This window comes from Pseudomonas sp. F9001 (assembly GCF_013385435.1).
Taxonomy (GTDB): Bacteria; Pseudomonadota; Gammaproteobacteria; order Pseudomonadales; family Pseudomonadaceae; genus Aquipseudomonas.
Window position 1 is genome coordinate 1 of the sequence record NZ_JACAPX010000062.1, and the last position, 20,504, is coordinate 20,504.

Annotated in this window: 20 protein-coding genes; 11 read left to right on the forward strand and 9 right to left on the reverse strand. The window is 62.0% G+C overall.

What is annotated here, in order from left to right:
- Positions 1-190: 190 nt before the first annotated feature.
- The 3 genes from HX818_RS30795 to hutH form a co-directional block, all read right to left on the reverse strand.
- Positions 191-955, reverse strand: a complete 765-nt coding sequence (locus HX818_RS30795) for a transporter substrate-binding domain-containing protein (RefSeq protein WP_003212408.1) — start codon at positions 953-955, stop codon at positions 191-193.
- A gap of 354 nt (positions 956-1,309) precedes the next feature.
- Positions 1,310-1,819, reverse strand: a complete 510-nt coding sequence (locus HX818_RS30800; protein ID WP_177021343.1) for a prolyl-tRNA synthetase associated domain-containing protein — start codon at positions 1,817-1,819, stop codon at positions 1,310-1,312.
- A gap of 92 nt (positions 1,820-1,911) precedes the next feature.
- Positions 1,912-3,453 (reverse strand): histidine ammonia-lyase, encoded by a 1,542-nt coding sequence (gene hutH / locus HX818_RS30805; RefSeq protein WP_177021344.1) that lies wholly within the window; start codon positions 3,451-3,453, stop codon positions 1,912-1,914.
- A gap of 136 nt (positions 3,454-3,589) precedes the next feature.
- Between hutH and HX818_RS30810 the strand changes: the two genes are divergently transcribed.
- The 3 genes from HX818_RS30810 to HX818_RS30820 all read left to right on the forward strand — a co-directional run bounded on the left by HX818_RS30810 (position 3,590) and on the right by HX818_RS30820 (position 7,642).
- Positions 3,590-4,528: a LysR substrate-binding domain-containing protein gene (locus tag HX818_RS30810; RefSeq protein ID WP_003212414.1), complete on the forward strand. Its 939-nt coding sequence runs from the start codon at positions 3,590-3,592 to the stop codon at positions 4,526-4,528.
- A gap of 117 nt (positions 4,529-4,645) precedes the next feature.
- Positions 4,646-6,685 (forward strand): NADPH-dependent 2,4-dienoyl-CoA reductase, encoded by a 2,040-nt coding sequence (locus HX818_RS30815; protein ID WP_177021345.1) that lies wholly within the window; start codon positions 4,646-4,648, stop codon positions 6,683-6,685.
- A 57-nt stretch (positions 6,686-6,742) separates the two neighbouring features.
- The gene (locus HX818_RS30820; protein WP_177021346.1) at positions 6,743-7,642 is read left to right on the forward strand and encodes a 1-aminocyclopropane-1-carboxylate deaminase/D-cysteine desulfhydrase; all 900 of its coding nucleotides are present in this window, start codon (positions 6,743-6,745) and stop codon (positions 7,640-7,642) included.
- Positions 7,643-7,759: 117 nt separating this feature from the next.
- Here HX818_RS30820 and HX818_RS30825 read toward each other — a convergent pair whose 3' ends face one another.
- The 3 genes from HX818_RS30825 to HX818_RS30835 form a co-directional block, all read right to left on the reverse strand.
- The gene (locus HX818_RS30825; RefSeq protein WP_087694658.1) at positions 7,760-8,320 is read right to left on the reverse strand and encodes a cytochrome b; all 561 of its coding nucleotides are present in this window, start codon (positions 8,318-8,320) and stop codon (positions 7,760-7,762) included.
- A 122-nt stretch (positions 8,321-8,442) separates the two neighbouring features.
- Positions 8,443-9,270: a phosphonoacetaldehyde hydrolase gene (phnX, locus tag HX818_RS30830; protein WP_003212423.1), complete on the reverse strand. Its 828-nt coding sequence runs from the start codon at positions 9,268-9,270 to the stop codon at positions 8,443-8,445.
- A 27-nt stretch (positions 9,271-9,297) separates the two neighbouring features.
- Positions 9,298-10,407 (reverse strand): 2-aminoethylphosphonate--pyruvate transaminase, encoded by a 1,110-nt coding sequence (locus HX818_RS30835; RefSeq protein WP_134327002.1) that lies wholly within the window; start codon positions 10,405-10,407, stop codon positions 9,298-9,300.
- 112 nt (positions 10,408-10,519) lie between these two features.
- Here HX818_RS30835 and HX818_RS30840 point away from each other — a divergent pair, with 112 nt between their 5' ends.
- Complete coding sequence (locus HX818_RS30840; RefSeq protein ID WP_003212427.1) at positions 10,520-11,377, forward strand: LysR substrate-binding domain-containing protein; 858 nt, start codon at positions 10,520-10,522, stop codon at positions 11,375-11,377.
- A 125-nt stretch (positions 11,378-11,502) separates the two neighbouring features.
- Here the strand turns inward: HX818_RS30840 and HX818_RS30845 are convergent, their stop codons facing one another.
- Positions 11,503-12,375, reverse strand: a complete 873-nt coding sequence (locus HX818_RS30845; RefSeq protein WP_003212428.1) for a LysR substrate-binding domain-containing protein — start codon at positions 12,373-12,375, stop codon at positions 11,503-11,505.
- Positions 12,376-12,641: 266 nt separating this feature from the next.
- Here HX818_RS30845 and HX818_RS30850 point away from each other — a divergent pair, with 266 nt between their 5' ends.
- On the forward strand, positions 12,642-13,955 hold the full coding sequence (locus HX818_RS30850; protein WP_177021347.1) for an MFS transporter: 1,314 nt from the start codon (positions 12,642-12,644) through the stop codon (positions 13,953-13,955).
- Positions 13,956-14,064: 109 nt separating this feature from the next.
- Positions 14,065-14,772: a YebC/PmpR family DNA-binding transcriptional regulator gene (locus HX818_RS30855; RefSeq protein ID WP_102369528.1), complete on the forward strand. Its 708-nt coding sequence runs from the start codon at positions 14,065-14,067 to the stop codon at positions 14,770-14,772.
- A gap of 123 nt (positions 14,773-14,895) precedes the next feature.
- On the opposite strand, the gene HX818_RS30860 is transcribed toward HX818_RS30855, so the two are convergent.
- Together HX818_RS30860 and zapE are read right to left on the reverse strand one after the other, a co-directional pair.
- On the reverse strand, positions 14,896-16,218 hold the full coding sequence (locus HX818_RS30860) for a leucine-rich repeat-containing protein kinase family protein (RefSeq protein WP_177021348.1): 1,323 nt from the start codon (positions 16,216-16,218) through the stop codon (positions 14,896-14,898).
- 10 nt (positions 16,219-16,228) lie between these two features.
- A complete protein-coding gene (zapE, locus tag HX818_RS30865; protein ID WP_177021349.1) occupies positions 16,229-17,344 on the reverse strand; it encodes a cell division protein ZapE in 1,116 nt (371 codons plus the stop codon).
- Positions 17,345-17,573: 229 nt separating this feature from the next.
- Between zapE and HX818_RS30870 the strand changes: the two genes are divergently transcribed.
- Genes HX818_RS30870 through HX818_RS30890 form a run of 5 tightly spaced genes read left to right on the forward strand, consistent with a single transcriptional unit; the run spans position 17,574 to position 20,473 of the window.
- On the forward strand, positions 17,574-18,065 hold the full coding sequence (locus HX818_RS30870; RefSeq protein ID WP_218166240.1) for a spore coat U domain-containing protein: 492 nt from the start codon (positions 17,574-17,576) through the stop codon (positions 18,063-18,065).
- The gene (locus HX818_RS30875) at positions 18,059-18,601 is read left to right on the forward strand and encodes a spore coat protein U domain-containing protein (protein ID WP_003212440.1); all 543 of its coding nucleotides are present in this window, start codon (positions 18,059-18,061) and stop codon (positions 18,599-18,601) included. The genes HX818_RS30870 and HX818_RS30875 overlap by 7 nt, the downstream gene beginning before the upstream one ends.
- A gap of 18 nt (positions 18,602-18,619) precedes the next feature.
- The gene (locus tag HX818_RS30880; RefSeq protein ID WP_032898768.1) at positions 18,620-19,156 is read left to right on the forward strand and encodes a spore coat protein U domain-containing protein; all 537 of its coding nucleotides are present in this window, start codon (positions 18,620-18,622) and stop codon (positions 19,154-19,156) included.
- Positions 19,157-19,160: 4 nt separating this feature from the next.
- Positions 19,161-19,661 (forward strand): spore coat U domain-containing protein, encoded by a 501-nt coding sequence (locus tag HX818_RS30885; protein WP_023658977.1) that lies wholly within the window; start codon positions 19,161-19,163, stop codon positions 19,659-19,661.
- Between the two features lie 26 nt (positions 19,662-19,687).
- The gene (locus HX818_RS30890; protein ID WP_177021350.1) at positions 19,688-20,473 is read left to right on the forward strand and encodes a molecular chaperone; all 786 of its coding nucleotides are present in this window, start codon (positions 19,688-19,690) and stop codon (positions 20,471-20,473) included.
- Positions 20,474-20,504: the final 31 nt, after the last annotated feature.

The following is a 20,504-nucleotide window of genomic DNA, read 5'->3' on the forward strand; positions in this document are numbered from 1 at the left end:
TGGCCCATGACGGCGGCCCACGGTCCAAAGCCGGAGTGAGGGCACTCCGAGCCTAAGCGAGGAGCCGAGTGGTGGGGCAAGAGCGTTTTGCTTACTTTTGCGCTTTTCAAAAGTGAGCCGCTGTAAGAGCGGAACCGATATCAGCCATCACCCAAATAACGGATATGCCCCCACCCCAACCAGGAACGCCTCAGGACTTAGGCGTCAAATCCACCTTGAACCATTTTTCGCTGAGTTTCTTAACAGTCCCATCAGCAATCGCTTCTTTCAACGCCGCATCAAACTTGGCCTTCAACTCCGGATCGCTCTTGCGAAAACCCAGGCCCTCGCCATCACCCCAGATAGGGCCTTTGATCTGCGGCCCGGTATACGCCAGCCCCTTGTTCTCAGGCTTGGACATGATCGAATCAAGGAACGTAACGTCATCAAAAATCGCGTCAATACGGCCCGATTGCAGATCAAGAATCGCATCGGCCGACGTGTTGTACTCACGAATCGTCGCCACGTCCTTGAAGTTCTCATCAATGAACTTGGTGTAAATGATGCCTGAAGCGATCCCGATGGTTTTACCCTTCAGCGCCTGACGCAACGGCTCGATCGCATCGTGAATCGCCTTCGGATCAGCACTCAGCGTAATCGCATTCGCCGCCCCGGTTTTACCCGGCAGCAACGCCGCATCCTGCGCGACAAAGTTGGCCGGCGTCTGCGCGTAGGGAATCGAAAAATCCATGACCTGCTTACGGTCGTCAGTGATAACGATCGCATCCATCAACACATCAAACTTCCCTGCGTTGAGACTGGCAATCATGCCATCCCAGTTCTGCACGGTGATCTTGCACTGCAGCTTCATCTTGGCGCACAGGTAGTCCATCAGCTCAGGCTCGAAACCACTGATCTTCCCGCCTGGCAATGTCAGGTTCCAGGGCTCGTACGCGCCCTCGGTCGCGATGTTCACGGACGTCCAGTCCTTTGCCTGCAGTCCGGAAGCACTTGCCATCACTAGGGTCGCTACAGCAACAGAGCCTAACCAATTCGATTTTTTAGCGGTCATTTCTATTTCCTACCAATGTTTTGATGTGGGCTTAGGACTTTTTTCTCGAACGCATACAGGTTTGGGGACTGGCCGATTCGCTCTCCAGTCTGCACATGACTCCACATGTACATACATGTCATTGCAAAATATTTGCCAGCTTTTAAAAATAAATAACCTGTTGATTTTCAAGGAAATTAAACGTGGTTAGAAAATGTGCGCGGTTTTTTCGCCCTGTTTTGGGTCGATAGGTAGCGTTTTGCACCCGCCCGTGCGCTGTCAGGTGTCAGGCGTGGGGGCAGGGTTCGCGGTGAGTATTGGCGTGAATCCCAGGTGCTCAAGCAGTCGCGCCATATCGCGGACTGCGATCGACAGGGTCGCGGTATTCACCAGCGGATGGCAGAGAATCCTGTCGCCGTTCCACACCTCTTCGGCGATCACAACCTGGGTGGCGCGCTGCACGTCATTGCACAACCCCAGCAATGACACCGCTCCCGGCTCCACGCCCAGGGTTTCCATCAGGCGGCGCGGCGAGGCGAATCTCAGGCTCTTGAGGCCGAGGGTTTGCGAGAGTGCACGCAGGTCCAGGCGCTGCTCGCTCTTGAGCACCACCAGGGTGGGATTCAAGCCTTTGGCATCGCACAGGAAGATGTTCTTGACCGCCTGCCCGCTGATCCCGATGTCCAGTTTGTCGGCTTCTTCGCAGGTGCGCACGGCGCTGTGTTCCACGTATTCATAGGCAATGGAGCAGGTATCGAGCAGGTGTAGAACGTCTTTGGGTTGAAGCATTCGCAAAGTCCCCGGGTATCGCTTTGTCTGCGCCAAAAATGGCAAAGGCCCGCCGTCCGAAAAGGAGGGCAGGCCGTTTGACGGCGTGGTTGTCAGTTCAGGTGATGGGCCACCAGGTCGTTGATTTTCCCGCTGCGCACCTGGTCAATCACACTGGCCATGTCAGCGTAAAACGCGCGGTCGTTATCCGCCACCGGCACTTCACTGCGCACCAGGTCATAGACCGCCTTGGTCGCGGTCGATGCCTTGTTCACATCGTGGAAATCCAGGGCCTGGCATGCGACCAGCACTTCGATGGCCACCACCGACTGGAGTTTTTGCGAGACTTTGTAGGCCTTGATCACCGCGTTGTAGGCCAGGCTGACCGGGTCTTCCTGGTTGCCGCAGGTCGAGACGCTGTCGATCGACGACGGCATCGACAGGGTTTTCATCTCGGCGTACAGCCCGGCGGCGGTGTACTGGACGATCATGTAGCCGCTGTTCAGGCCCGGGTTGCGCACCAGGAAGGCCGGCATTTCGCTGAAGTGCGAGTTGATCATGCGGTCGGTCCGGCGCTCGGAAATTTTCGCCAGGTTGGTCAGCGCCACACACAGTGTGTCGGCTGCAATCCCGATGTAGGTGCCGTCGAAGTTGGCACCGGAAATCGCGATACCGTCACCGTCGTCCAGCGGGAAAATCACCGGGTTGTCGCCCGAAGAATTGATTTCGCGCTCGATGGTTTCCCGCGCGTAGTTGATGAACTGCCGGGAAGCACCATGCACTTGGGGGATGGCACGCAGGCTGTAGACGTCCTGCAGGCGGTAATCGATGTTGTCTGCGATGAGCTGGCTGTCGTGCAGAATAGCCTTGATATTGGCGGCGGTTGCGGCCTGTGCGGGGTGAGCCTTGATCGAGTGGTAGCGCGGGTCGAACGCGCGGATGGTGCCCTTGAGCGCCTCCAGCGACATGGCCGCCGCCACGTCCGCCAGGTCGGCAGCCTGCATCGCGTTGTACAGCGCCAGCGTAGCGATGGCGGTCACCGACGTGGTGCCGTTCAACATCGCCAGGCCTTCCTTGCACTGCAGGTCGGTCGGTTGCAGGCCGACCTGTTGCAGGGCGGTTGCGCCATCCACCAGTGCACCGCCCTTGACGCTGGCGCGGCCTTCGCCGAGCAGCACCAGGGCCAGGTGGCCTTCTACCGCGAGGTAACCCACCGAGCCTTCGCCCGGCGCAAAGGGCACCACGTCGTGGTTGAGCAGGCCGGCGATCAGTTCCAGCAGTTCCAGGCGCACCCCGGAGTAGCCTTTGCCCAGGCTGATCAACACCATCAACTGGATCGCCCGCACCTGTTCACGCACCAGCGGTTCGCCGACGGAAACAGCGTGGGAACGCACGATGTTGACTTGCAGTTCCTTGGCGTTTTCCGGCGAGATCACATGCCGCACGTTGTCGCCAAAACCGGTGGTCACGCCGTACACCAAACGGTTTTCATCGAGGAATCGCTCGATCAACCCACAGGACTTTTTAACCCGGTTCTTGTAACTGTCGGCAAACGAAACAGTGGCCGAATAGCGGGCGATCGCCACGAACTCTTCGATGCTGGGTTCTCTGTCGCCTAACACGACATGGGTAATTTGTTCAGGCAGGGTTTTCATCAGCGACTCCAGCAGGGCGTAACGCAATGGGGTGGGAAGTGGTTTAACTCTACGGGTTGCACTGACTGAAGAAAATATGAGGTTTTCTGTTACTTTTAGTAGAAAATCTAAACTGCTGAAGTCGCGAGATTCCCCCATGAGCCGTTTACCGCCGTTGCGCGCGTTGCAAGTGTTTGAAGTGGTGGGCCACTGCGCCGGTATGTCCCAGGCGGCGATTCGCCTGGGGATCTCGGTGGGCGCTGTCAGCCAGCAAATGAAACTGCTCGAAGATGCCCTGGGCATGAAGCTGACGCTCAAGGACGGCCAGCGCCTGCGCTTGAACAGCGTCGGCGAACGCCTGCACGCCCGCTGCACCGCGGCGTTCGAAGAACTCAGGCTGGCGGTGGCCGAGGCCGAGCGGGCGAAAAATCCCAACAACCTGTATATCAGTTGCCTGCCTTCGCTGATGACCAAATGGCTGTCGCCGCTGATCGACGAGTGGGGGCAGGACGAAACCGACCTGGACATCTACCTCGACAGCACCCTCGATGATGCATCGGGGGAGGAAAGTGCCGACTTTCGCATCGGTTATGGCGAGCACCCCGAGCATGCGGGGCATAGCGTGCCGCTGTTCCGCGATTGTGTGGTGCCCACTTGTTCACCGCAGTTGCTGGAACGGGTTGCGTGCGCGCGGGACTTGCTCGATTACCGCCTGATCGGCATCGACTCGCGGCCCAAATTCGATTCGCCGCCTTCGTGGACCCAATGGTTCAGCGAGCTGGAAGGGCAAACCGGCCAGCCCATCGTGATCCGCCGCAATTATTCATCATCGATTACCGCGATCCAGGCGGCCATCGACCGGCAAGGCATCGTGCTGGCGCAGTTCTCAATGATCGCCGGAGACCTGCGCGCCGGTCGGCTGGTGATTCCCTGGCGGTTCGCCGTGCCGCTGGCGGCGCCGTACTACCTGAGTTGGCACCCCAATACCCTGCACAAACAGCAGTGCCGCGGGTTTCAACGCTGGATGATCGGGCAGGGGCAGAAACAGGAGAAAATTACCGCTGCCATGCTTTCTGCTGCGCACTTTGATCATTAAGTTGTCACTTACGGTCATTGAGCGCCAGCCGGCGGGCTCTTAGTCTGTGGGACATAAACCGATGGAGTGCCATTCGAGCGCTCCACGTCCCGTGATGATCCGTTGTGGAGCTGTACCATGACCGCTGCTGCCTACCCGCACTTGCTGGCCCCGTTGGACCTGGGTTTTACCACCCTGCGCAACCGTACCCTGATGGGCTCGATGCACACCGGCCTTGAAGAAAAACCCGGCGGCTTCGAGCGCATGGCGGCCTATTTTGCCGAACGTGCCCGTGGCGGCGTGGGCCTGATGGTCACCGGCGGCATTGGCCCCAACGATGAAGGCGGGGTGTATGGCGGTGCGGCCAAGCTGACCACCGACGAAGAAGCGCAGAAGCACAAGATCGTCACCCGGGCGGTGCACGAGGCGGGCGGCAAGATCTGCATGCAGATCCTCCACGCCGGGCGTTATGCCTACAGCCCGAAGCAGGTAGCACCGAGCGCGATCCAGGCGCCGATCAACCCGTTCAAGCCCAAAGAGCTGGACGAAGAAGGCATCGAAAAACAGATCAATGATTTCGTCACCTGCTCGGTGCTGGCCCAGGTCGCCGAGTACGACGGCGTGGAAATCATGGGTTCGGAAGGCTACTTCATCAACCAGTTCCTCGCCGCCCACACCAACCACCGCACCGACCGTTGGGGTGGCAGCTACGAAAACCGCATGCGCCTGCCGGTGGAAATCGTGCGCCGGGTGCGCGAAGCCGTAGGCCCGAATTTCATCATCATCTTCCGCCTGTCGATGCTCGACCTGGTGGAAGGCGGCAGCACCTGGGAAGAAATCGTGCAGTTGGCCAAGGCCATCGAGCAGGCCGGTGCAACCATCATCAACACCGGCATCGGCTGGCACGAAGCGCGGATCCCGACCATCGCCACCAAGGTGCCGCGTGGCGCGTTCAGCAAGGTCACCGCGAAGTTGCGCGGTGCGGTGCAGATTCCGTTGATCACCACCAACCGGATCAACACCCCGGAAATCGCCGAGCAGATTTTGGTCGAAGGCGATGCCGACATGGTCTCGATGGCTCGCCCATTCCTCGCCGACCCGGACTTCGTCAACAAGGCTGCCGAAGGCCGCGCCGATGAGATCAACACCTGCATCGGCTGCAACCAGGCCTGCCTGGACCACACCTTCGGCGGCAAGCTGACCACCTGCCTGGTCAACCCGCGTGCGTGCTACGAGACCGAGCTCAACTACCTGCCGGTCAAGCAGATCAAGAAAATCGCCGTGGTCGGTGCCGGTCCTGCGGGCCTGGCGGCCGCCACCGTCGCCGCCGAGCGTGGGCATCAGGTGACGCTGTTCGATTCGGCCAGCGAGATCGGCGGCCAGTTCAACATCGCCAAGCGCGTGCCGGGCAAGGAAGAGTTCTTCGAGACCCTGCGCTACTTCAAGCGCAAGTTGCAGACCACTCACGTCGAACTGTGCCTGGACACCCGGGTCGACGTTGAGCAGCTTGTTGCGGGCGGTTATGACGAGATCATCCTCGCGACCGGCATCGCGCCACGTATTCCGGCGATTCCCGGTGTGGAAAACGCCAAGGTATTGAGCTACCTCGACGTGATCCTGGAGCGTAAGCCGGTGGGTCATCGCGTGGCGGTGATCGGTGCCGGCGGTATCGGTTTTGACGTCTCGGAATTCCTCGTGCACCAGGGCGTGTCCACCAGCCTGGACCGCGAGGCGTTCTGGAAAGAGTGGGGCATCGACACCCACCTGGAAGCCCGCGGCGGTGTGGCCGGGATCAAGCCCGAGCGCCATGCGCCGGCGCGTGAAGTGTTCCTGTTGCAGCGCAAGACCTCCAAGGTCGGTGACGGCCTGGGCAAGACCACCGGCTGGATCCACCGCACCGGCTTGAAGAACAAGCAGGTGCAGATGCTCAACAGCGTCGAGTACCTGAAGATCGACGATGAGGGCCTGCACATCCGCATCGGCGCCGAGGGTGAACCGAAGGTGCTGGCGGTGGACAACATCGTGATCTGCGCCGGGCAGGACCCGCTGCGGGAATTGCAGGATGGCCTGGTGGCGGCCGGGCAGAACGTGCACCTGATCGGCGGTGCGGACGTGGCGGCCGAGCTGGATGCCAAGCGCGCCATCAACCAGGGTTCGCGCCTGGCGGCCGAGCTGTAAACACGTAAAAGGGGCGGTGGTAGACTACCGCCCCTTTTCTTGTGCAGAACCGCCCTCATGGGTCCTTTCGACTGGCTCCCCCACGCGCCCCTTGAACCCCTGAAGCTTGACTGGATGGGGCCGGTGGAAGTCGCCGTGCTGCGCCTGGATCGCATCGACCCGCTGATCAGCGGCAACAAGTGGTTCAAGCTCACCGAGTACCTGGCGCAAGGCCGGGCGGCGGGCGCCAGCGGGATCATCAGCCTGGGCGGCGCTTACTCCAATCACCTGCATGCACTGGCGGCGGCCGGGAAACGCTTCGGCTTTCCTACCGTTGGGTTGTTGCGTGGCCATCCGCAAGACACTCCCACGGTGCTCGACCTCAAGGCCTTCGGCATGCAACTGCATTGGCTGGGGTATGGCGGCTATCGCGCGCGCAACGAGCCGGACTTCTGGCTGCCCTGGCGCGAGCAGTATCCGCACCTGCACCCGGTACCTGAAGGCGGCGGGGGCCTGGCGGGCGCGTTGGGTTGCGGGGTTTTGGTGAATCAGGCGCAGGCGCAATTAAACGGCCTGGGCTGGACGGACTATCACGGTTGGTGGCTGGCGGCAGGCACCGGTACTACATTGGCGGGATTGGTGCTGGCGGAGGCGGGCGCGCATCCGGTATACGGCGCCCTGGCGGTGCCCGACGACCACGGGGTGGCGCAACAGGTGCAGGCGCTTGTGCAGCAGGGTTATGAATTGCTGGAGGCCAGCCGGGGCGGCTTTGCCAAGGTTGATCCGGAGTTGCTGGCCTTTATCGACGCTACCGAGCAAGCCTGTGGCCTGGCGCTGGAGCCGCTGTACACCGGCAAGGCGTTATTGGCGTTGAAGCAGCAGATTGAAGCCGGGAGATTTTTCCCCGGCACCCGCCTGATCTTCGTCCACACCGGTGGCCTGCAGGGCCGCCGGGGTTTCCCTGTTGCACCCGGTTAATGTAGGAGCTGGCTTGCCTGCGATGCAGACACCGCGGTGTATCAGTGGCACCGAGGTGATGCTATCGCAGGCAAGCCAGCTCCCCCACAAGCCAGCTGCCACATTCAATCCGTGGGCTTACTGAAGGTTCCCTCTCTTGCCGGGCATCATTCTCAATGCAGTGTTGTCTCGCAGCACATAGTGATGGGCCAATCCGGCCAACGCATGCAGCCCGATCAGCCAGTAGCCGATCTTGCCGAACAGCACGTGCCAGTTTTCAATTTCCTTGGCCAACGCTTTGTTCTCGGCAATCAGCGGCGGCAACTCGATGCCGTAGAACATCACCGAATGCCCCTCGGCGCTGACGATCAGCCAGCCGGCGATGGGCATGCCGATCATCAAGGCGTACAGCGCCATGTGCATCAGGGTAGCGAGGAGGGTTTGCCATTGCGGCGGGGCCGGTACGATCTTCGGTGCCACGCCCAGGCTGCGGGCGAACAACCGTAGCCACACCAGCACAAACACCGTCAGGCCGAACATGAAGTGCATTTCCACGATCAACGTACGTGCGCCGCTGCCTTTGGGAAACTGCCCGCGTAACTCAATGCAGGCGTAGACCACCGCCAGCAGCACCACCATCAGCCAGTGCAACGCAATCGACATGGTGCTGTAACGCGTATCGGAATTTTTCCAGGGCATCGCTTTCTTCCTCACTCATCAGGGCAAACCTCCGTTCTTTGCGACGGAGTCCTTTCAATGTAAGCCTGTTTTACGAGGTTTGCCCGTGAGAGGAGGGTGTATAGGCGATCTTTTGATCTCGATCAGTTGCCCTGCGGCATTTCACCCCGTGCCAGGCGCTGGTTGATGTCGGCGATCACCGCAGGCAGGTCGGTTATGGTGTCGATCATGTAGTGTGGGCGCGAGCCTTCGAACATGGCCTGGATACGCGTGCGTTCGCTGGCGAGTGTGCCGGCGTCGAGGGCGCGGAACTGCTCGTAGGTCAGGCCCAGGGCGTTGCCCGAGCAGGTCAGCGCCACGGTCCACATCCCGGCGCGACGGCCTTCGAGGATGCCCGGCACGGTGTCGTCGATCTTCACGCAGGCCGCTACGTCATCGATCCCGAGGGCGATCACGTTGGCCAGGGCCTGGGCCGGCCATGGTCGGCCGTTGGGTACTTCGTCGGTGGCGACCACGTGGTCGGCGATATAGCCATTGGTGGCAGCCAGTTCGACAACCTTGTCCATCACCTGCTTGGGGTAGCCGGAGCACGAACCGATCTTGATCCCTTGCTGGCGCAGGTTGGCGATAGTGTCCAGGGCACCGGGGATCAATGCCGAGTGCTCGGCGATCTTCTCGATCTGCAGCGGCATGAAGCGCTGGTAGATGGCGGTCACATCATCGTCAGTCGGTGTGCGGCCGAAGGCCTTGCGGTAACGCTCGGCCACCTGCGGCTGGTCGCACAGGGTGCGGATGTGGTCCCACTTGCCCATGCCCATCGGGCCACGGGCTTCTTCGATGGAGACCTGCACGTCGAACTCGGCGAAGGCTTCGACAAAAATCTGCGTGGGCGCGAACGAGCCGAAATCGACCACGGTGCCGGCCCAGTCGAGGATCGCGGCTTGAAGCTGGGTTGGGTTTGCGTAGTTCATGGTTCAGATCCTGTGAGTAGTGGGCAGTCAGATGTCGAGCACGTTCATTTCTTGCAGCACCTCGGCTACCGCCGCGACCGCGGCTTGCATCTCGGCCTGGTTCACATGGCCGATGCAGCCTACGCGGAAGGTTTCCACCTGGGTCAATTTGCCGGGATAAAGGATGAAGCCCTTGGCCTTGACCCGTTCGTAGAACTCCTTGAACTGGTAGCGCGGATCTTTCGGCGCGTGGAAGGTAACGATGATCGGCGCCTGGATCGCGGCGGGCAGGAAGCTGCGCAGGCCCAGTTCGGCCATGCCGTCCAGCAATGCCTGGCAGTTGTCGGCGTAGCGCTGGTGCCGGGCGGGCAGGCCGCCTTCTTCGTTGTATTGCAGCAGCGCTTCGTGCAGCGCCGCCACCACGTGGGTCGGCGGTGTGAAGCGCCATTGGCCGGTCTTGGCCATGTAGCTGTGCTGGTCGAAAAGGTCCATCGCCAGGGAGTGGCAGTTGCCTTGGGCTGCAGCCAGCGCCTGCTTTTCAGCGAACACAAAACCCATCCCCGGTACGCCTTCCAGGCACTTGCCGGAGGCGGCGATCAGCGCGTCGAACGGCACCTCGCGGGCGTCGATCGGCAGCGCGCCGAAGGAGCTCATGGCGTCGATAATCAGGCGCTTGCCGTGGCGGGCGATGACCTGGGCGATCTCGGGCAACGGGTTGAGAATCCCGGTGCTGGTTTCGCAATGGATCAGTGCGACGTGGGTGATGCCCCTGTCGGCGTGCAACAGGCGGTCGACGTCGGCGGCGGTGGTGGGTTCGTCCTCGGCAGTTTCAAAGGTACTGAACTCGCGGCCGAGCACTTCGCAAATCTTCGCCAGGCGCTTGCCGTAGGCGCCGTTGATCAGCACCAGCACCTTGCCGTCCCGTGGCACGAGGGTGCCGATGGCCGCTTCCACGGCAAAGGTGCCGCTGCCTTGCAATGGCACGCAATGGTGGCTGGCGGTGCCGTTGACGATCACCAGCAGTTGCTCGCAAAGACTGGCGGTCAGTTGATTGAAGCGGTCATCCCATGAACCCCAGTCGACCATCATGGCCTGGCGGGTGCGGGCCGAGGTGGTCAAGGGCCCCGGGGTCAGCAGGATCGGCGCGGCAGTGCTCATTCGTGTGTCCTCGCAAAACATTGGGATGAAGTTACGGCGCCTAAATTGCAGTTTGGCTTGTCATCAATCAAATTGTTTGTTGTTATGCGAGCTATCAGTGAGGCCGATAGCTATGAACCTGTTTCAACTGCGTGCGTTTGATGCGGTGGCCCGCGAGGGCAGTTTTACCCGGGCGGCCGAGCGCCTGTTTATCAGCCAGCCGGCGGTGACCGGGCATATCAAGGCGCTGGAGGAGCACTACCAGATCGCGCTGCTGCGGCGTACCGCGCGGCGGGTGGAGTTGACCGAGGAGGGCACCAAACTCGCGGCGATCACCCGGGCGATCTTCGGCCTGGTGGAAGAGGCGCAGACGTTGCTGGAGGCCAACCGGCAATTACTTACCGGGCGCCTGGAAGTGGCGGCGGACGGGCCGCACATGGTCATGCCGATGCTGGCCAGCCTACGGCAGCGGTATCCGGGGATTACTGTCAATTTGCGCCTGGGCAATGCGCAGGAAACCCTCGCGGCGCTGTTGTCGGAGCGGGCTGACGTGGCGGTGTTGACCGAGGTGGAGCCGCGCAAGGGCCTGCACTTGCAGCCGTTGATCGAGTCACGGATTTGCGCGTTGGTGCCCGCGGGGCATCCGTGGCTGGCGGAGCCTGCGGGGATTCGGCTGGAGCAATTGGATCAGGTGATCATGGTGTTGCGTGAACCCAGCTCGATTACGCGGCGGACCTTTGACGATGCCTGCGCCCAGGCCGGCGTGCAGCCCCGGGTGTTGCTGGAACTGGACAGCCGTGAGGCGGTGACGGAAGCGGTGGCGGCCGAGTTGGGGGTTGGGGTGGTGTCGTCGATGGAAGTCAGCCGGGATCCGCGGGTGCACGCGATTCCGATCCAGGGCGAGGGGCTGGTGAACCGGCATGTGATCGGGTGCATGGAGCGGCGGCGGGAGTTGCGGTTGATTCAGGCGTTTTTCGAGTTGGCGCCTTAGAGGGTGTTGGCTTGAGATCTAGTTGGCCCCTTCGCGAGCAAGCCCGCTCCCACATTCGACCGCGTTCCATCGGTAGAACTCGGTCAACTGTGGGAGCGGGCTTGCTCGCGAAGGGGCCCTCAACTTCACCGCAAACTTTCCCGCACAATCTCCAGAAACGTCGCCACCACCCGCCGCGAACTCTGCTCTTTCAAGCACACCAGTGTTTCCTTCATCCGCTGCGTACAGTCACGGATCGGCATCGCATACACCCGCGAATCTGCGCCAAACTCCGCAGCCGACACCACGCCCACGCCAATCCCCACCACCACCGCCTCCCGCGCGGCTTCGCGGCCTTCCACCTGGATCGCCGGGCGAATGCGCAGCCCGGCCTGGTGCATTTCCTGCTCCAGGGTCTGGCGGGTTACCGAGCCGATTTCCCGCAACACCAGCGGCGTATCGTCCAGGTCCGCCAGGCAGATCGACTCGCGGCCCGCCCACGGGTGGTTGCGGGCGACAAACGCGAGCAATTGGTCATCGGGCAGCGGCAGTGACAGCAGCCGCTCGTCGTCCACATCGCGCCCCAGCAGCGCGAGGTCGGCCTGGTAGTTGTACAGGCGAAACAGTGATTCATCGGTGTTGCCGGTTTCGATCTTCACGCTGATGCCCGGGTACAACTGGCAGAAGCGCGCAATCTGCGGCAGCACATGCACCGGGGCGTCCACCGCGAGTGTCAGGGTGCCGGTTTGCAAGGCGCGGGAATCCTGCAACAGCTCTTCGGCTTCCGCCGCGACGGCAAACAGACGCTGGGTGATGCTCAACAGGCGCTCGCCGAGGTCGGTCAAGCGCACCGAACGTTTGTTGCGATGAAACAGCAGCACGCCGAAACGTTCCTCAAGCTTGCGCACCTGGTCGGAAATGGCCGGCTGGCTGAGGAACAAGCGTTCGGCGGCGTGGGTAAAACTGCCGTGTACGGCCACCGCATGGAAGGCTTTGAGTTGCGCGTGAGACACCGACATCGCGAATCCTCTTACAAGCTCAGCTTATATTTGAAATACGATAAATCGATTTTACCTATTAGTCAGCCATTGCTTTGATAGCCCCAGTCGCCGTAGGTCGAGTCCTACACCTTCGGCGGCCATGGGTCTTCTGCGTGCTCACCAGCGGGACTCATCTGACCAATACCGCGCCCCTCCAAGCGCCGGTACTGCAGTGCTCAACAATAAAAATACAGGCGTTTGCTTTTCATTCTGCCGGCACACTCACACCCGAGGTCAGAACCACCATGAATACTCCCTTGAGTCACATCAAGCGTTGGCGCGTGCAGATTTTCGCCATCACCTGGCTGGCGTACGCGGCCTTCTATTTCACCCGCAAGGCTTTTTCGGTGGCCAAGCTGGGGATCGTCGACGACCCGAGTTTCCCGCTGGACAAGATGATGATGGCCAACCTGGATGGCATTTACCTGGCGGCCTACGCCGTTGGCCAATTCACCTGGGGCATGCTCGCCGACCGTTTCGGGCCGCGTGTGGTGGTACTCGGCGGGTTGCTGATTTCAGCCGCCGCCGCCCTGGTGATGGGCACGTTTGCCACGTTACCGATCTTTGTCACGTGCATGTTGATCCAGGGCCTGGCCCAGTCCACCGGCTGGTCCGGGCTGTGCAAGAACCTTGGCAGTTTCTTCCCGGCGCAGCAGCGTGGCCGGGTGCTGGGTTTATGGAGCTCGTGCTACGCCTTTGGTGGCCTGGTGGCGTCGCCGTTTGCCGGATGGTGGGCGTATACGCTGATCGGCACCTGGCATGCGGCATTTATCTCCAGTGCGGCTGTGGTCTTCGTGGTCGCGGTGCTGTTTTTCATTTTCCAGCGCGACACGCCGCAGGATGTGGGGTTACCGGCAGTGGAGCCGGAACCGGAACAGACTGCCGCCGAGAAGAACGCCAGTGTGCTGGAACCGCTGCGGGCCATTTTGCGCAACCGTACTGTGTTGACCCTGGGGCTGGCGTACTTTCTGTTGAAACCGGCGCGTTACGCGATCCTGTTGTGGGGGCCGGTGATTGTGTATGAGCAGATGCCGTCGGTGGGCAAGGTCGGCGCGGCGATTGTGCCGACGGCGTTCGAGCTGGCGGGGTTGCTGGGGCCGATCATGATCGGCATGGCGTCCGACAAACTGTTCGGCGCCCGGCGCATGCCGGCCTGTGTCCTCAGCCTGCTGGCACTGACCGTGGCCCTGGCGTTGTTCATGGGCGCCTTGCACACCGGCAGTGTGGCGCTGGTGATGGCGCTGCTGTTTGTGATGGGCCTGACCCTGTACGGGCCGGACTCGATGATCAGCAGCACCGCCGCCATCGACTTCGGCACCGCCAAGGCCGGCGCGACGGCGGCGGGGTTCGTCAACGGCTGCGGTTCGGTGGGGGCGATCCTTGGCGGCTTGCTGCCGGGCTACTTCGATACGGTCACGGTGTTTATCGTGTTTGCCGGTGCCGCGCTGTTTTCCTCCCTGGTGTTGATGCCGTACTGGAACGCCAGGCCGGCGGTGCTGGCGCAGGTGGGCGACTTCGTGCCCGACCGTGAACGCGCCATCAATCCCTTGCGGACCTGAGGGGCATGGCCGGTTTTTTGGTGGATTAGAGTGTTTCAGCGCTATAAACTCTGCCCCCAAAGCGCCGGCCAGTAGACGTCTCGGCGCGATGGACAGAAGAGAGTGAGTCATGGGCGCACAGTGGAAAGTCAAACATAAAGAAGCGGCATCCAATGCCAAGGGCAAGATCTTCGGCAAGCTGGTGAAAGAGATCACCATTGCCGCCCGCAACGGTGCCGACACTGCTACCAACGCACATTTGCGCCTGGTGGTGGAGCAGGCCAAAAAGGCCTCGATGCCCAAGGAAACCCTGGAACGCGCGATCAAGAAAGGCGCCGGTCTGCTCGGTGAGACCGTGCAATACCACCGCGTAACCTACGAAGGTTTTGCCCCGCACCAGGTGCCGCTGATCGTTGAATGCGTGACCGACAACATCAACCGCACCGTGGCGGAAATCCGCGTGGCGTTCCGCAAGGGGCAGCTCGGCGCGTCCGGCTCCGTGGCCTGGGACTTCAACCATGTGGGCCTGATCGAAGCCTCGCCGGACAGCCCGGAAGCCGATCCGGAAATGGCCGCGATTGAAGCCGGTGCCCAGGATTTCGAGGCAGGCGAAGAAGAGGGCACGACCCTGTTCATCACCGAGACCACCGACCTGGACGCCGTGCAGAAAGCCTTGCCGGAGCAGGGGTTCACCGTGTTGTCGGCCAAGCTGGGCTACATCGCGAAGAACCCGGTGAGTGGCTTGAGCGATGAGCAGATGGCCGAAGTCGAAGCCTTCCTGGAAGGCTTGGACAACCATGACGACGTGCAGGACATGTTCGTCGGGTTGGCGGGTTGATTCTGATTTGATGTGAACCCGGTCCAAATGTGGGAGCGGGCTTGCTCGCGAATACGGTGTACCAGCCAAGCATGTATTGACTGACACACCGCATTCGCGAGCAAGCCCGCTCCCACATTGGGTTTAGCGGAGTTTGGAAGACTGCAACAAGCTTGTGATTTCCTCGAACCCAGGCCGGGCCAACACATCCGGCTGGCAGCAGTTGTCCCGCAAGGCTTCCAGTGCCACGCGCTGTTGCTCGTTCAACCCCGCATCAATCCTTTCCAGCAATTCCCCCAGCAACACCCCGAACGCCCTGACTTCGATGCGCTGCAACGCGCGGGTTTCCTGGCTGTCGACCGTGGCGTGAAACGACGCTGCACCAAAGTCCCCAAGCAGACATTCACCGGCTTCATTCCACAGAATGTTGTGGCCGTACAGATCACCGTGGGTGATGCCTTGCGCGTGCAGGTGCGCCGCCACCGAGGCGATGCCCCGGGCCATGCGCAGCGCCACATCCGCGCTGAAACGGGTGGTGGGCTCGTAGATATCCCGGGTGCACGACGCCAGGCTCGGCAGGGCCGCGAGGTTGCGGTAGCTCGGTTCGATCAGTTGCATCACCAGCGCCGCCTGGCCTTCCGGGTGGTCGACGACACGGCCTTCTACCTTGATCAGGTTGGCATGCAGTCCGGCGGCGATGCAGGCGTGCATTTCGTGCAGGGGCGAGCCATCGCTGGTGATGCTGCCTTTGTACAGTTTGACCGCAACCGCCTTGGCCGGCCCGCCTGGCGGGGTCCAGGACGCCTTGCGGATGATGCCGGAGGCGCCTTCGCCCAACACTTCGCCCAGCACCAGCTCTGACCAGGGAATATTCGGCGTCGCGTCATGGCGGGCCTCTTCCACGGCCATCTCTACCGGATTACCGGCGTAGGCCAGCCAGGTCAGGCTCGGCAAGGTCAGCAACCAGTCCGGCAGGCGGGTCATGCGGTTGGAGGCGATGCGGATCAGTTCGAGGTTTTTGCACTGGGCGAGGCTTTGCGGCAACTGCTCCAGGTGGTTACCGGCCAGCATCAGTTTTTGCAGCAAAGGCCGTTCACCCAGTTCGTCCGGCAATTGGCTGATGTGGTTATCGGTGAGGATCAGCCAGCGCAGCAAGGGTGGCAGCGACGTCGCCGGGACACTGCTGATCTGGTTCGACTTGAAGCCGATCATGCTCAACTGCGCGCACTGGCCCAGGCATTGCGGCAGTTCGGTAAAGGCGTTTTCCGAACAGAACAGCACGCGCAAATGGGGCAGGCGGTGCAGGTCATCCGGCAGGCTGCTCAGGGCATTGCCGGTCAGGTTGAGGATTTCCAGGGAGTCGGCCAGGTCGAAGATTTCCCGGGGGAACTCGGTCAGCCCACAGCGCAGGTCCAGGCGTTTGATGCCGGCCAATTGGCCGGCCTTGAGTTGGGCAAGGGTATCCATGAACGGCGCGTCACTCGGCAATAGGGGCGTGAATGGCGCTCATGATAGCGGGTTGCGGCCCGATCTTCTGCAACTGCCCCAGGCGGCTGGCGGTGCGCGCCAAATCGATGGCCTGGCCGCTCAGGGATTGCTCCAGCGGCTGCTCGCCGATCAGCACCAATTGCTTGTCCTGGTCGTAGAGCACGTCCACCAGGTTGATGAACCGTTGCTGGGCGGCAATCGGACAGTCCGCCAGGTGCGGCAGGCCGTCGATGATCCAGCGTTCATAGTCGCGGCACAGCTGCAGGTAGTCCATGACGGCGGTCGGTTGTTCGCACAGGTCGCTGAAGGTGAAGGCAATGCTGCGGTCCTGGTGCCAGCGGGCAGTCAATTGCCGGGCTCCGACGGTCAGGCTGACCGGGGCCTGATCCGCTGACGGCAGGCCCAGGGCTTGGCGTTGCGCGGCAGTCCCCGGCCACACGAACTGGCCAGCGCTGAACCGCTGATCGCCATGGGCCTGGGCCAGGCTGCGAAAATCCTGGGGGGCGCTGACTTCCATGACGTCCATGCGCGCGCTGATCAGCTCGATCACCGGCTTGAACCGCTGATGGTACAAGGGGTTCGGCAGCAACCCGGCGGGCGGATAATTGGAGGTTACCAGCACCCAGACTCCACGCCGGAACAGGGCCTTGAACAGGCGGCTGATCAGCATCGCATCGCCGATATCATGTACGTGAAACTCGTCGAAGCACAGCACGCGGCAGCCATCGAGCAACTCATCCAGGGTCACGGCCAAGGCATCGCGCTGCTGGCGATGGGCAAACATTCCCTGGTGCAGACGGGCGAAAAAGTCGTGGAAGTGCACGCGCTGTTTCTCGGCAATCGGCAACGCCTGGAAAAAGCCGTCCAGCAACCAGCTCTTGCCCCGGCCGACGGCGCCGTGCAGGTACAGGCTGCGGGTAGGGCGCCCGGCCAGCAGATGGTCGGTTTGCCGGGCCATGGTCTCGATCACCTGTTGCTGGCTTGGGCTGAGGGTATAGCCCTGTTGCCGGGCCTTGCCCTGGAAGAATGCGGTGATACCGGGGGCGGCGGTGGTCGCCGCGGGTTTACCCAGCAACCGTTTGAGCAGGGGCGGTAAAGCAGCCAATGTCAGTCACTCTGTATGTCGGTGGTCGCTCACTTTAGAGCGCCGGTTGCGGTTTGACCAATAGAGAAGCACGGCGCGAGCTATCTGGAAAAGGCATGGGTCAATGGATCCAAAACACCGACCTGACTGGCGGATTCCCTTCAAGTGACTAACCTCATACACAGCAGTCACCCCTGTATAAGGATTTGGGGCAGTGAAGGGACACGCAGTCTTGGCAATCATGAGCGCGATGCTCTGCAACACGGTTTATGGCGCACAGCTCCAGGTTGAGGTGCGTATCGACGTGCAGCGGGGGTGCCAGTTGGTCGGCACCACGCGTGAGGCGGGCATCGAGCAGCTCGGTGTGCTGGATTTTGGCAGCGGCTCCCGGCTGGATGACCCGGCAGGCCCGTTGAGTGCAGCCTTGATCAGCCAGCGCCAGCCACGCCTGGAGTGCAACCCGGATACGCCGTATCAGATGCGTGTCGACGGCGGCCTGCATGGCGGCATCGGCGAAGTACGTTACCTGGGCGCTGCTGCCCCCTCGATCAAACCCATTCCCTATCGAATTTATGCCGATGCCGCACGCCGCATCCCCTTGGCCGTGGACGTACCGTTGAGCGGCCGTGTGCCCGATTCCGGCACGGTGGACTTGCCACTTTATGGACGCATCGAGCCGCTCAAGGAAATACCGGCCGTGGGGCGTTATTCCGACCTGCTCAAAGTGACGGTGACATGGTAAGCCGCGCCCTGGCCTGCATCGCGCTGGGCGGCCTGTTGCTCCTGGCCGAGGACGCCCAGGCGGCGGTCGCCGGGCAGATTCACGCACGGCTGGTGATTACCGCCAGTTGCCAGGTGAGCAAAGGCACCGACAGCGCGCCGGTGAGCCCGGATGGCGGCTCGGCCTTGCTGGATTTCGGCAGCCACGGACCCACTTGGGACAAGGGCCTGGGTGCCGGCATCAGTGATGGCGACAAGGCCGCGCTCGCTGTGTCCTGCAACCCGTCGGTGGTGAGCAGTTTCACCGTGACCATCGACGGCGGCGCCCATGGCGACGGCATCACCCGGCGCTTGAGCAATGGCCGGCAAACCATACCGTATCGGCTGTCGGCCGATCCTGCGGGCCGAAGCACCTACAGCATCGGCCAGCAACGCAATTTCGTCGTGACCAAGGGCGCACAGGTACCGATCCCGGTATTCGGCTCGGTGGTGGCGAATACCAGGGCCCTACCGGCCGGCATCTACACAGACACCCTGACGGTGACTCTGGATTGGTAATTCATGAGGATGGACATCATGCATGCACTTGTATCTAAAGCAGTTCTCCCATTGGTCGCACTGGCCTGGGTATCGGGTGCCCAGGCGGCCACGACGGTCACCGGGCAGATCAGCTCCACGCTGATCCTGACCAACAGTTGCCTGGTCAACGGCGTGGGCGGCACCACCGGTTTGAACTTCGGTACGATCAATTTCGGTACCACCAACAGCCAGTTCACCACGCAGTCCGGCCAGGTGCTGGGTGGCGGTGGAGGCGCGTTGTCGATCCAGTGTTCCTCGGGCACCTCGCCGGTGATCACCGTGGGCGCCGGGTCCCATGACGGCCAGTCCACCGGCGGCACCCGGGCGCTGTATGACGGCGTGGCCAATTATGTGCCGTATGACTTCTACACCGACACCGGGCATTCGACGCTCCTGGCGATCAACGGAACCATCAACGTAGGCGCGAGCACGGGCGTTGCGCAAACCGTGAACATCTACGGCCAGGCCGTGGGCAAGGCGGGGCTGCCGGCCGGTACTTACACCGACACGGTGTCGGTGCAACTGACGTTCTAGTGCCATGAAGCGGGCCTGCTGGGCGACGCTGGCGGTCATCACGGGTTGGGGGATGCCGTTGTCGTTGCTGGCGGTGACCAGCCAGACGATCCAGGTCAGCGCGACGATTGCCGCAGGCTGCCTGGTGGTGGGCGGCGGCACGAACTACGGCAGCCTGGCGTTCGGCAGCTATTCGTCGTTGTCCACCAGCACGGTGTCGGTGGCGCTGAGCAGCGGGGTAACGCTGCAATGCACCCCGGGAGTCACGTTGAGCATGAGCGTCAACGGCGGCTTGTACAACGCCAGTGGCCGGCACATGCAGCTCAATAGCGGCAGTGCCCAAGTGGCGTACCAGCTGTTTCAGGACGCGGCCCTGAGCCAGAGCCTGGGGATCAGTCAAAGCGTCAGCGTGGCCTACAGCAACGCGAACAATATAACCCTGCCGATTTACGGCCGGGTGGTGTTACCGGGTAATCAGCCTGGGGGGACGTACAGCGACGTGCTGCAGGTGCAGCTGTCCTGGTAAGGCGATTGGCATGAGGAGTGGAATCTATGTTTGCAGCTTCCCGGCGGTATTGGGTTGCGGGTTTTATCGGTCTGGTGGCGTTGGGCGCCGGGCAGGTCCAGGCTGCCAGTTCGGTGCTGATCTGGCCCATTGACCCGGTGCTGGAGGCCGATCAACAGGCCAGCGCCTTGTGGTTGGAGAACCGCGGTACAGAGACTGCCAACCTGCAGATCCGGGTATTTGCCTGGAGCCAGGGCGGGTTTGACGAGCAGTACCAGAACCAGCGCGACGTGATCGGCAGCCCGCCGGTGGCGAAGATCGAACCGGGGCAGAAGCAATTGGTGCGCCTGACCCGGACCCGGGAAGTGCCGCCGGGCCAGGAGTTGGCCTATCGGATCATCATCGACGAAATCCCCGCCGCCGCCCCTGAAACCCCCGCAGCCGATGGCAAGACGGCCGCAGCCATCCGCTTTCAGATGCGTTATTCGGTGCCGTTGTTCGCCTACGGCGCAGGCCTGTGGAGCAAGGAAGACGCGACGCGCCAGCGCGACCCCAAGGGCGCGGGCAAGCCTGACCTGAGCTGGAAAAAAGTCACCGTCGGCGGGCGCAACTATGTGGAGATGCGCAACCAGGGCGCGGTGCACGCGCGGCTCACCGATGTGGCGTTCAAACAGGGCGGGCAGACCCGGCCGCTGGTAGACGGCCTGCTCGGCTATGTACTGCCGGGCGCAACCATGCGCTGGCCGGTGCCACAAGGTGTCGCGGGCGATCAGCCGCTGCAGGTGCGAGTCAATGGCGCAGCGCAACTGGAGAACCTTGCGCCGGGACGGTAACGCAATGGAATAGGGCATGGAGCAGCCCTTG

What these genes read in the sequence shown, in the direction of transcription:
- HX818_RS30880 (WP_032898768.1), top strand. Translation starts at nt 18,620, where the DNA reads ATGCATGCACTTGTATCTAAAGCAGTTCTCCCATTGGTCGCACTGGCC.
- HX818_RS30860 (WP_177021348.1), bottom strand. Translation starts at nt 16,218, where the DNA reads ATGGATACCCTTGCCCAACTCAAGGCCGGCCAATTGGCCGGCATCAAA.
- HX818_RS30810 (WP_003212414.1), top strand. Translation starts at nt 3,590, where the DNA reads ATGAGCCGTTTACCGCCGTTGCGCGCGTTGCAAGTGTTTGAAGTGGTG.
- HX818_RS30840 (WP_003212427.1), top strand. Translation starts at nt 10,520, where the DNA reads ATGAACCTGTTTCAACTGCGTGCGTTTGATGCGGTGGCCCGCGAGGGC.
- hutH (WP_177021344.1), bottom strand. Translation starts at nt 3,453, where the DNA reads ATGAAAACCCTGCCTGAACAAATTACCCATGTCGTGTTAGGCGACAGA.
- HX818_RS30835 (WP_134327002.1), bottom strand. Translation starts at nt 10,407, where the DNA reads ATGAGCACTGCCGCGCCGATCCTGCTGACCCCGGGGCCCTTGACCACC.
- HX818_RS30800 (WP_177021343.1), bottom strand. Translation starts at nt 1,819, where the DNA reads ATGCTTCAACCCAAAGACGTTCTACACCTGCTCGATACCTGCTCCATT.
- HX818_RS30870 (WP_218166240.1), top strand. Translation starts at nt 17,574, where the DNA reads ATGCTCTGCAACACGGTTTATGGCGCACAGCTCCAGGTTGAGGTGCGT.
- HX818_RS30820 (WP_177021346.1), top strand. Translation starts at nt 6,743, where the DNA reads ATGGGTCCTTTCGACTGGCTCCCCCACGCGCCCCTTGAACCCCTGAAG.
- HX818_RS30845 (WP_003212428.1), bottom strand. Translation starts at nt 12,375, where the DNA reads ATGTCGGTGTCTCACGCGCAACTCAAAGCCTTCCATGCGGTGGCCGTA.
- HX818_RS30815 (WP_177021345.1), top strand. Translation starts at nt 4,646, where the DNA reads ATGACCGCTGCTGCCTACCCGCACTTGCTGGCCCCGTTGGACCTGGGT.
- HX818_RS30885 (WP_023658977.1), top strand. Translation starts at nt 19,161, where the DNA reads ATGAAGCGGGCCTGCTGGGCGACGCTGGCGGTCATCACGGGTTGGGGG.
- HX818_RS30855 (WP_102369528.1), top strand. Translation starts at nt 14,065, where the DNA reads ATGGGCGCACAGTGGAAAGTCAAACATAAAGAAGCGGCATCCAATGCC.
- HX818_RS30825 (WP_087694658.1), bottom strand. Translation starts at nt 8,320, where the DNA reads ATGCCCTGGAAAAATTCCGATACGCGTTACAGCACCATGTCGATTGCG.
- phnX (WP_003212423.1), bottom strand. Translation starts at nt 9,270, where the DNA reads ATGAACTACGCAAACCCAACCCAGCTTCAAGCCGCGATCCTCGACTGG.
- HX818_RS30890 (WP_177021350.1), top strand. Translation starts at nt 19,688, where the DNA reads ATGTTTGCAGCTTCCCGGCGGTATTGGGTTGCGGGTTTTATCGGTCTG.
- HX818_RS30875 (WP_003212440.1), top strand. Translation starts at nt 18,059, where the DNA reads ATGGTAAGCCGCGCCCTGGCCTGCATCGCGCTGGGCGGCCTGTTGCTC.
- HX818_RS30850 (WP_177021347.1), top strand. Translation starts at nt 12,642, where the DNA reads ATGAATACTCCCTTGAGTCACATCAAGCGTTGGCGCGTGCAGATTTTC.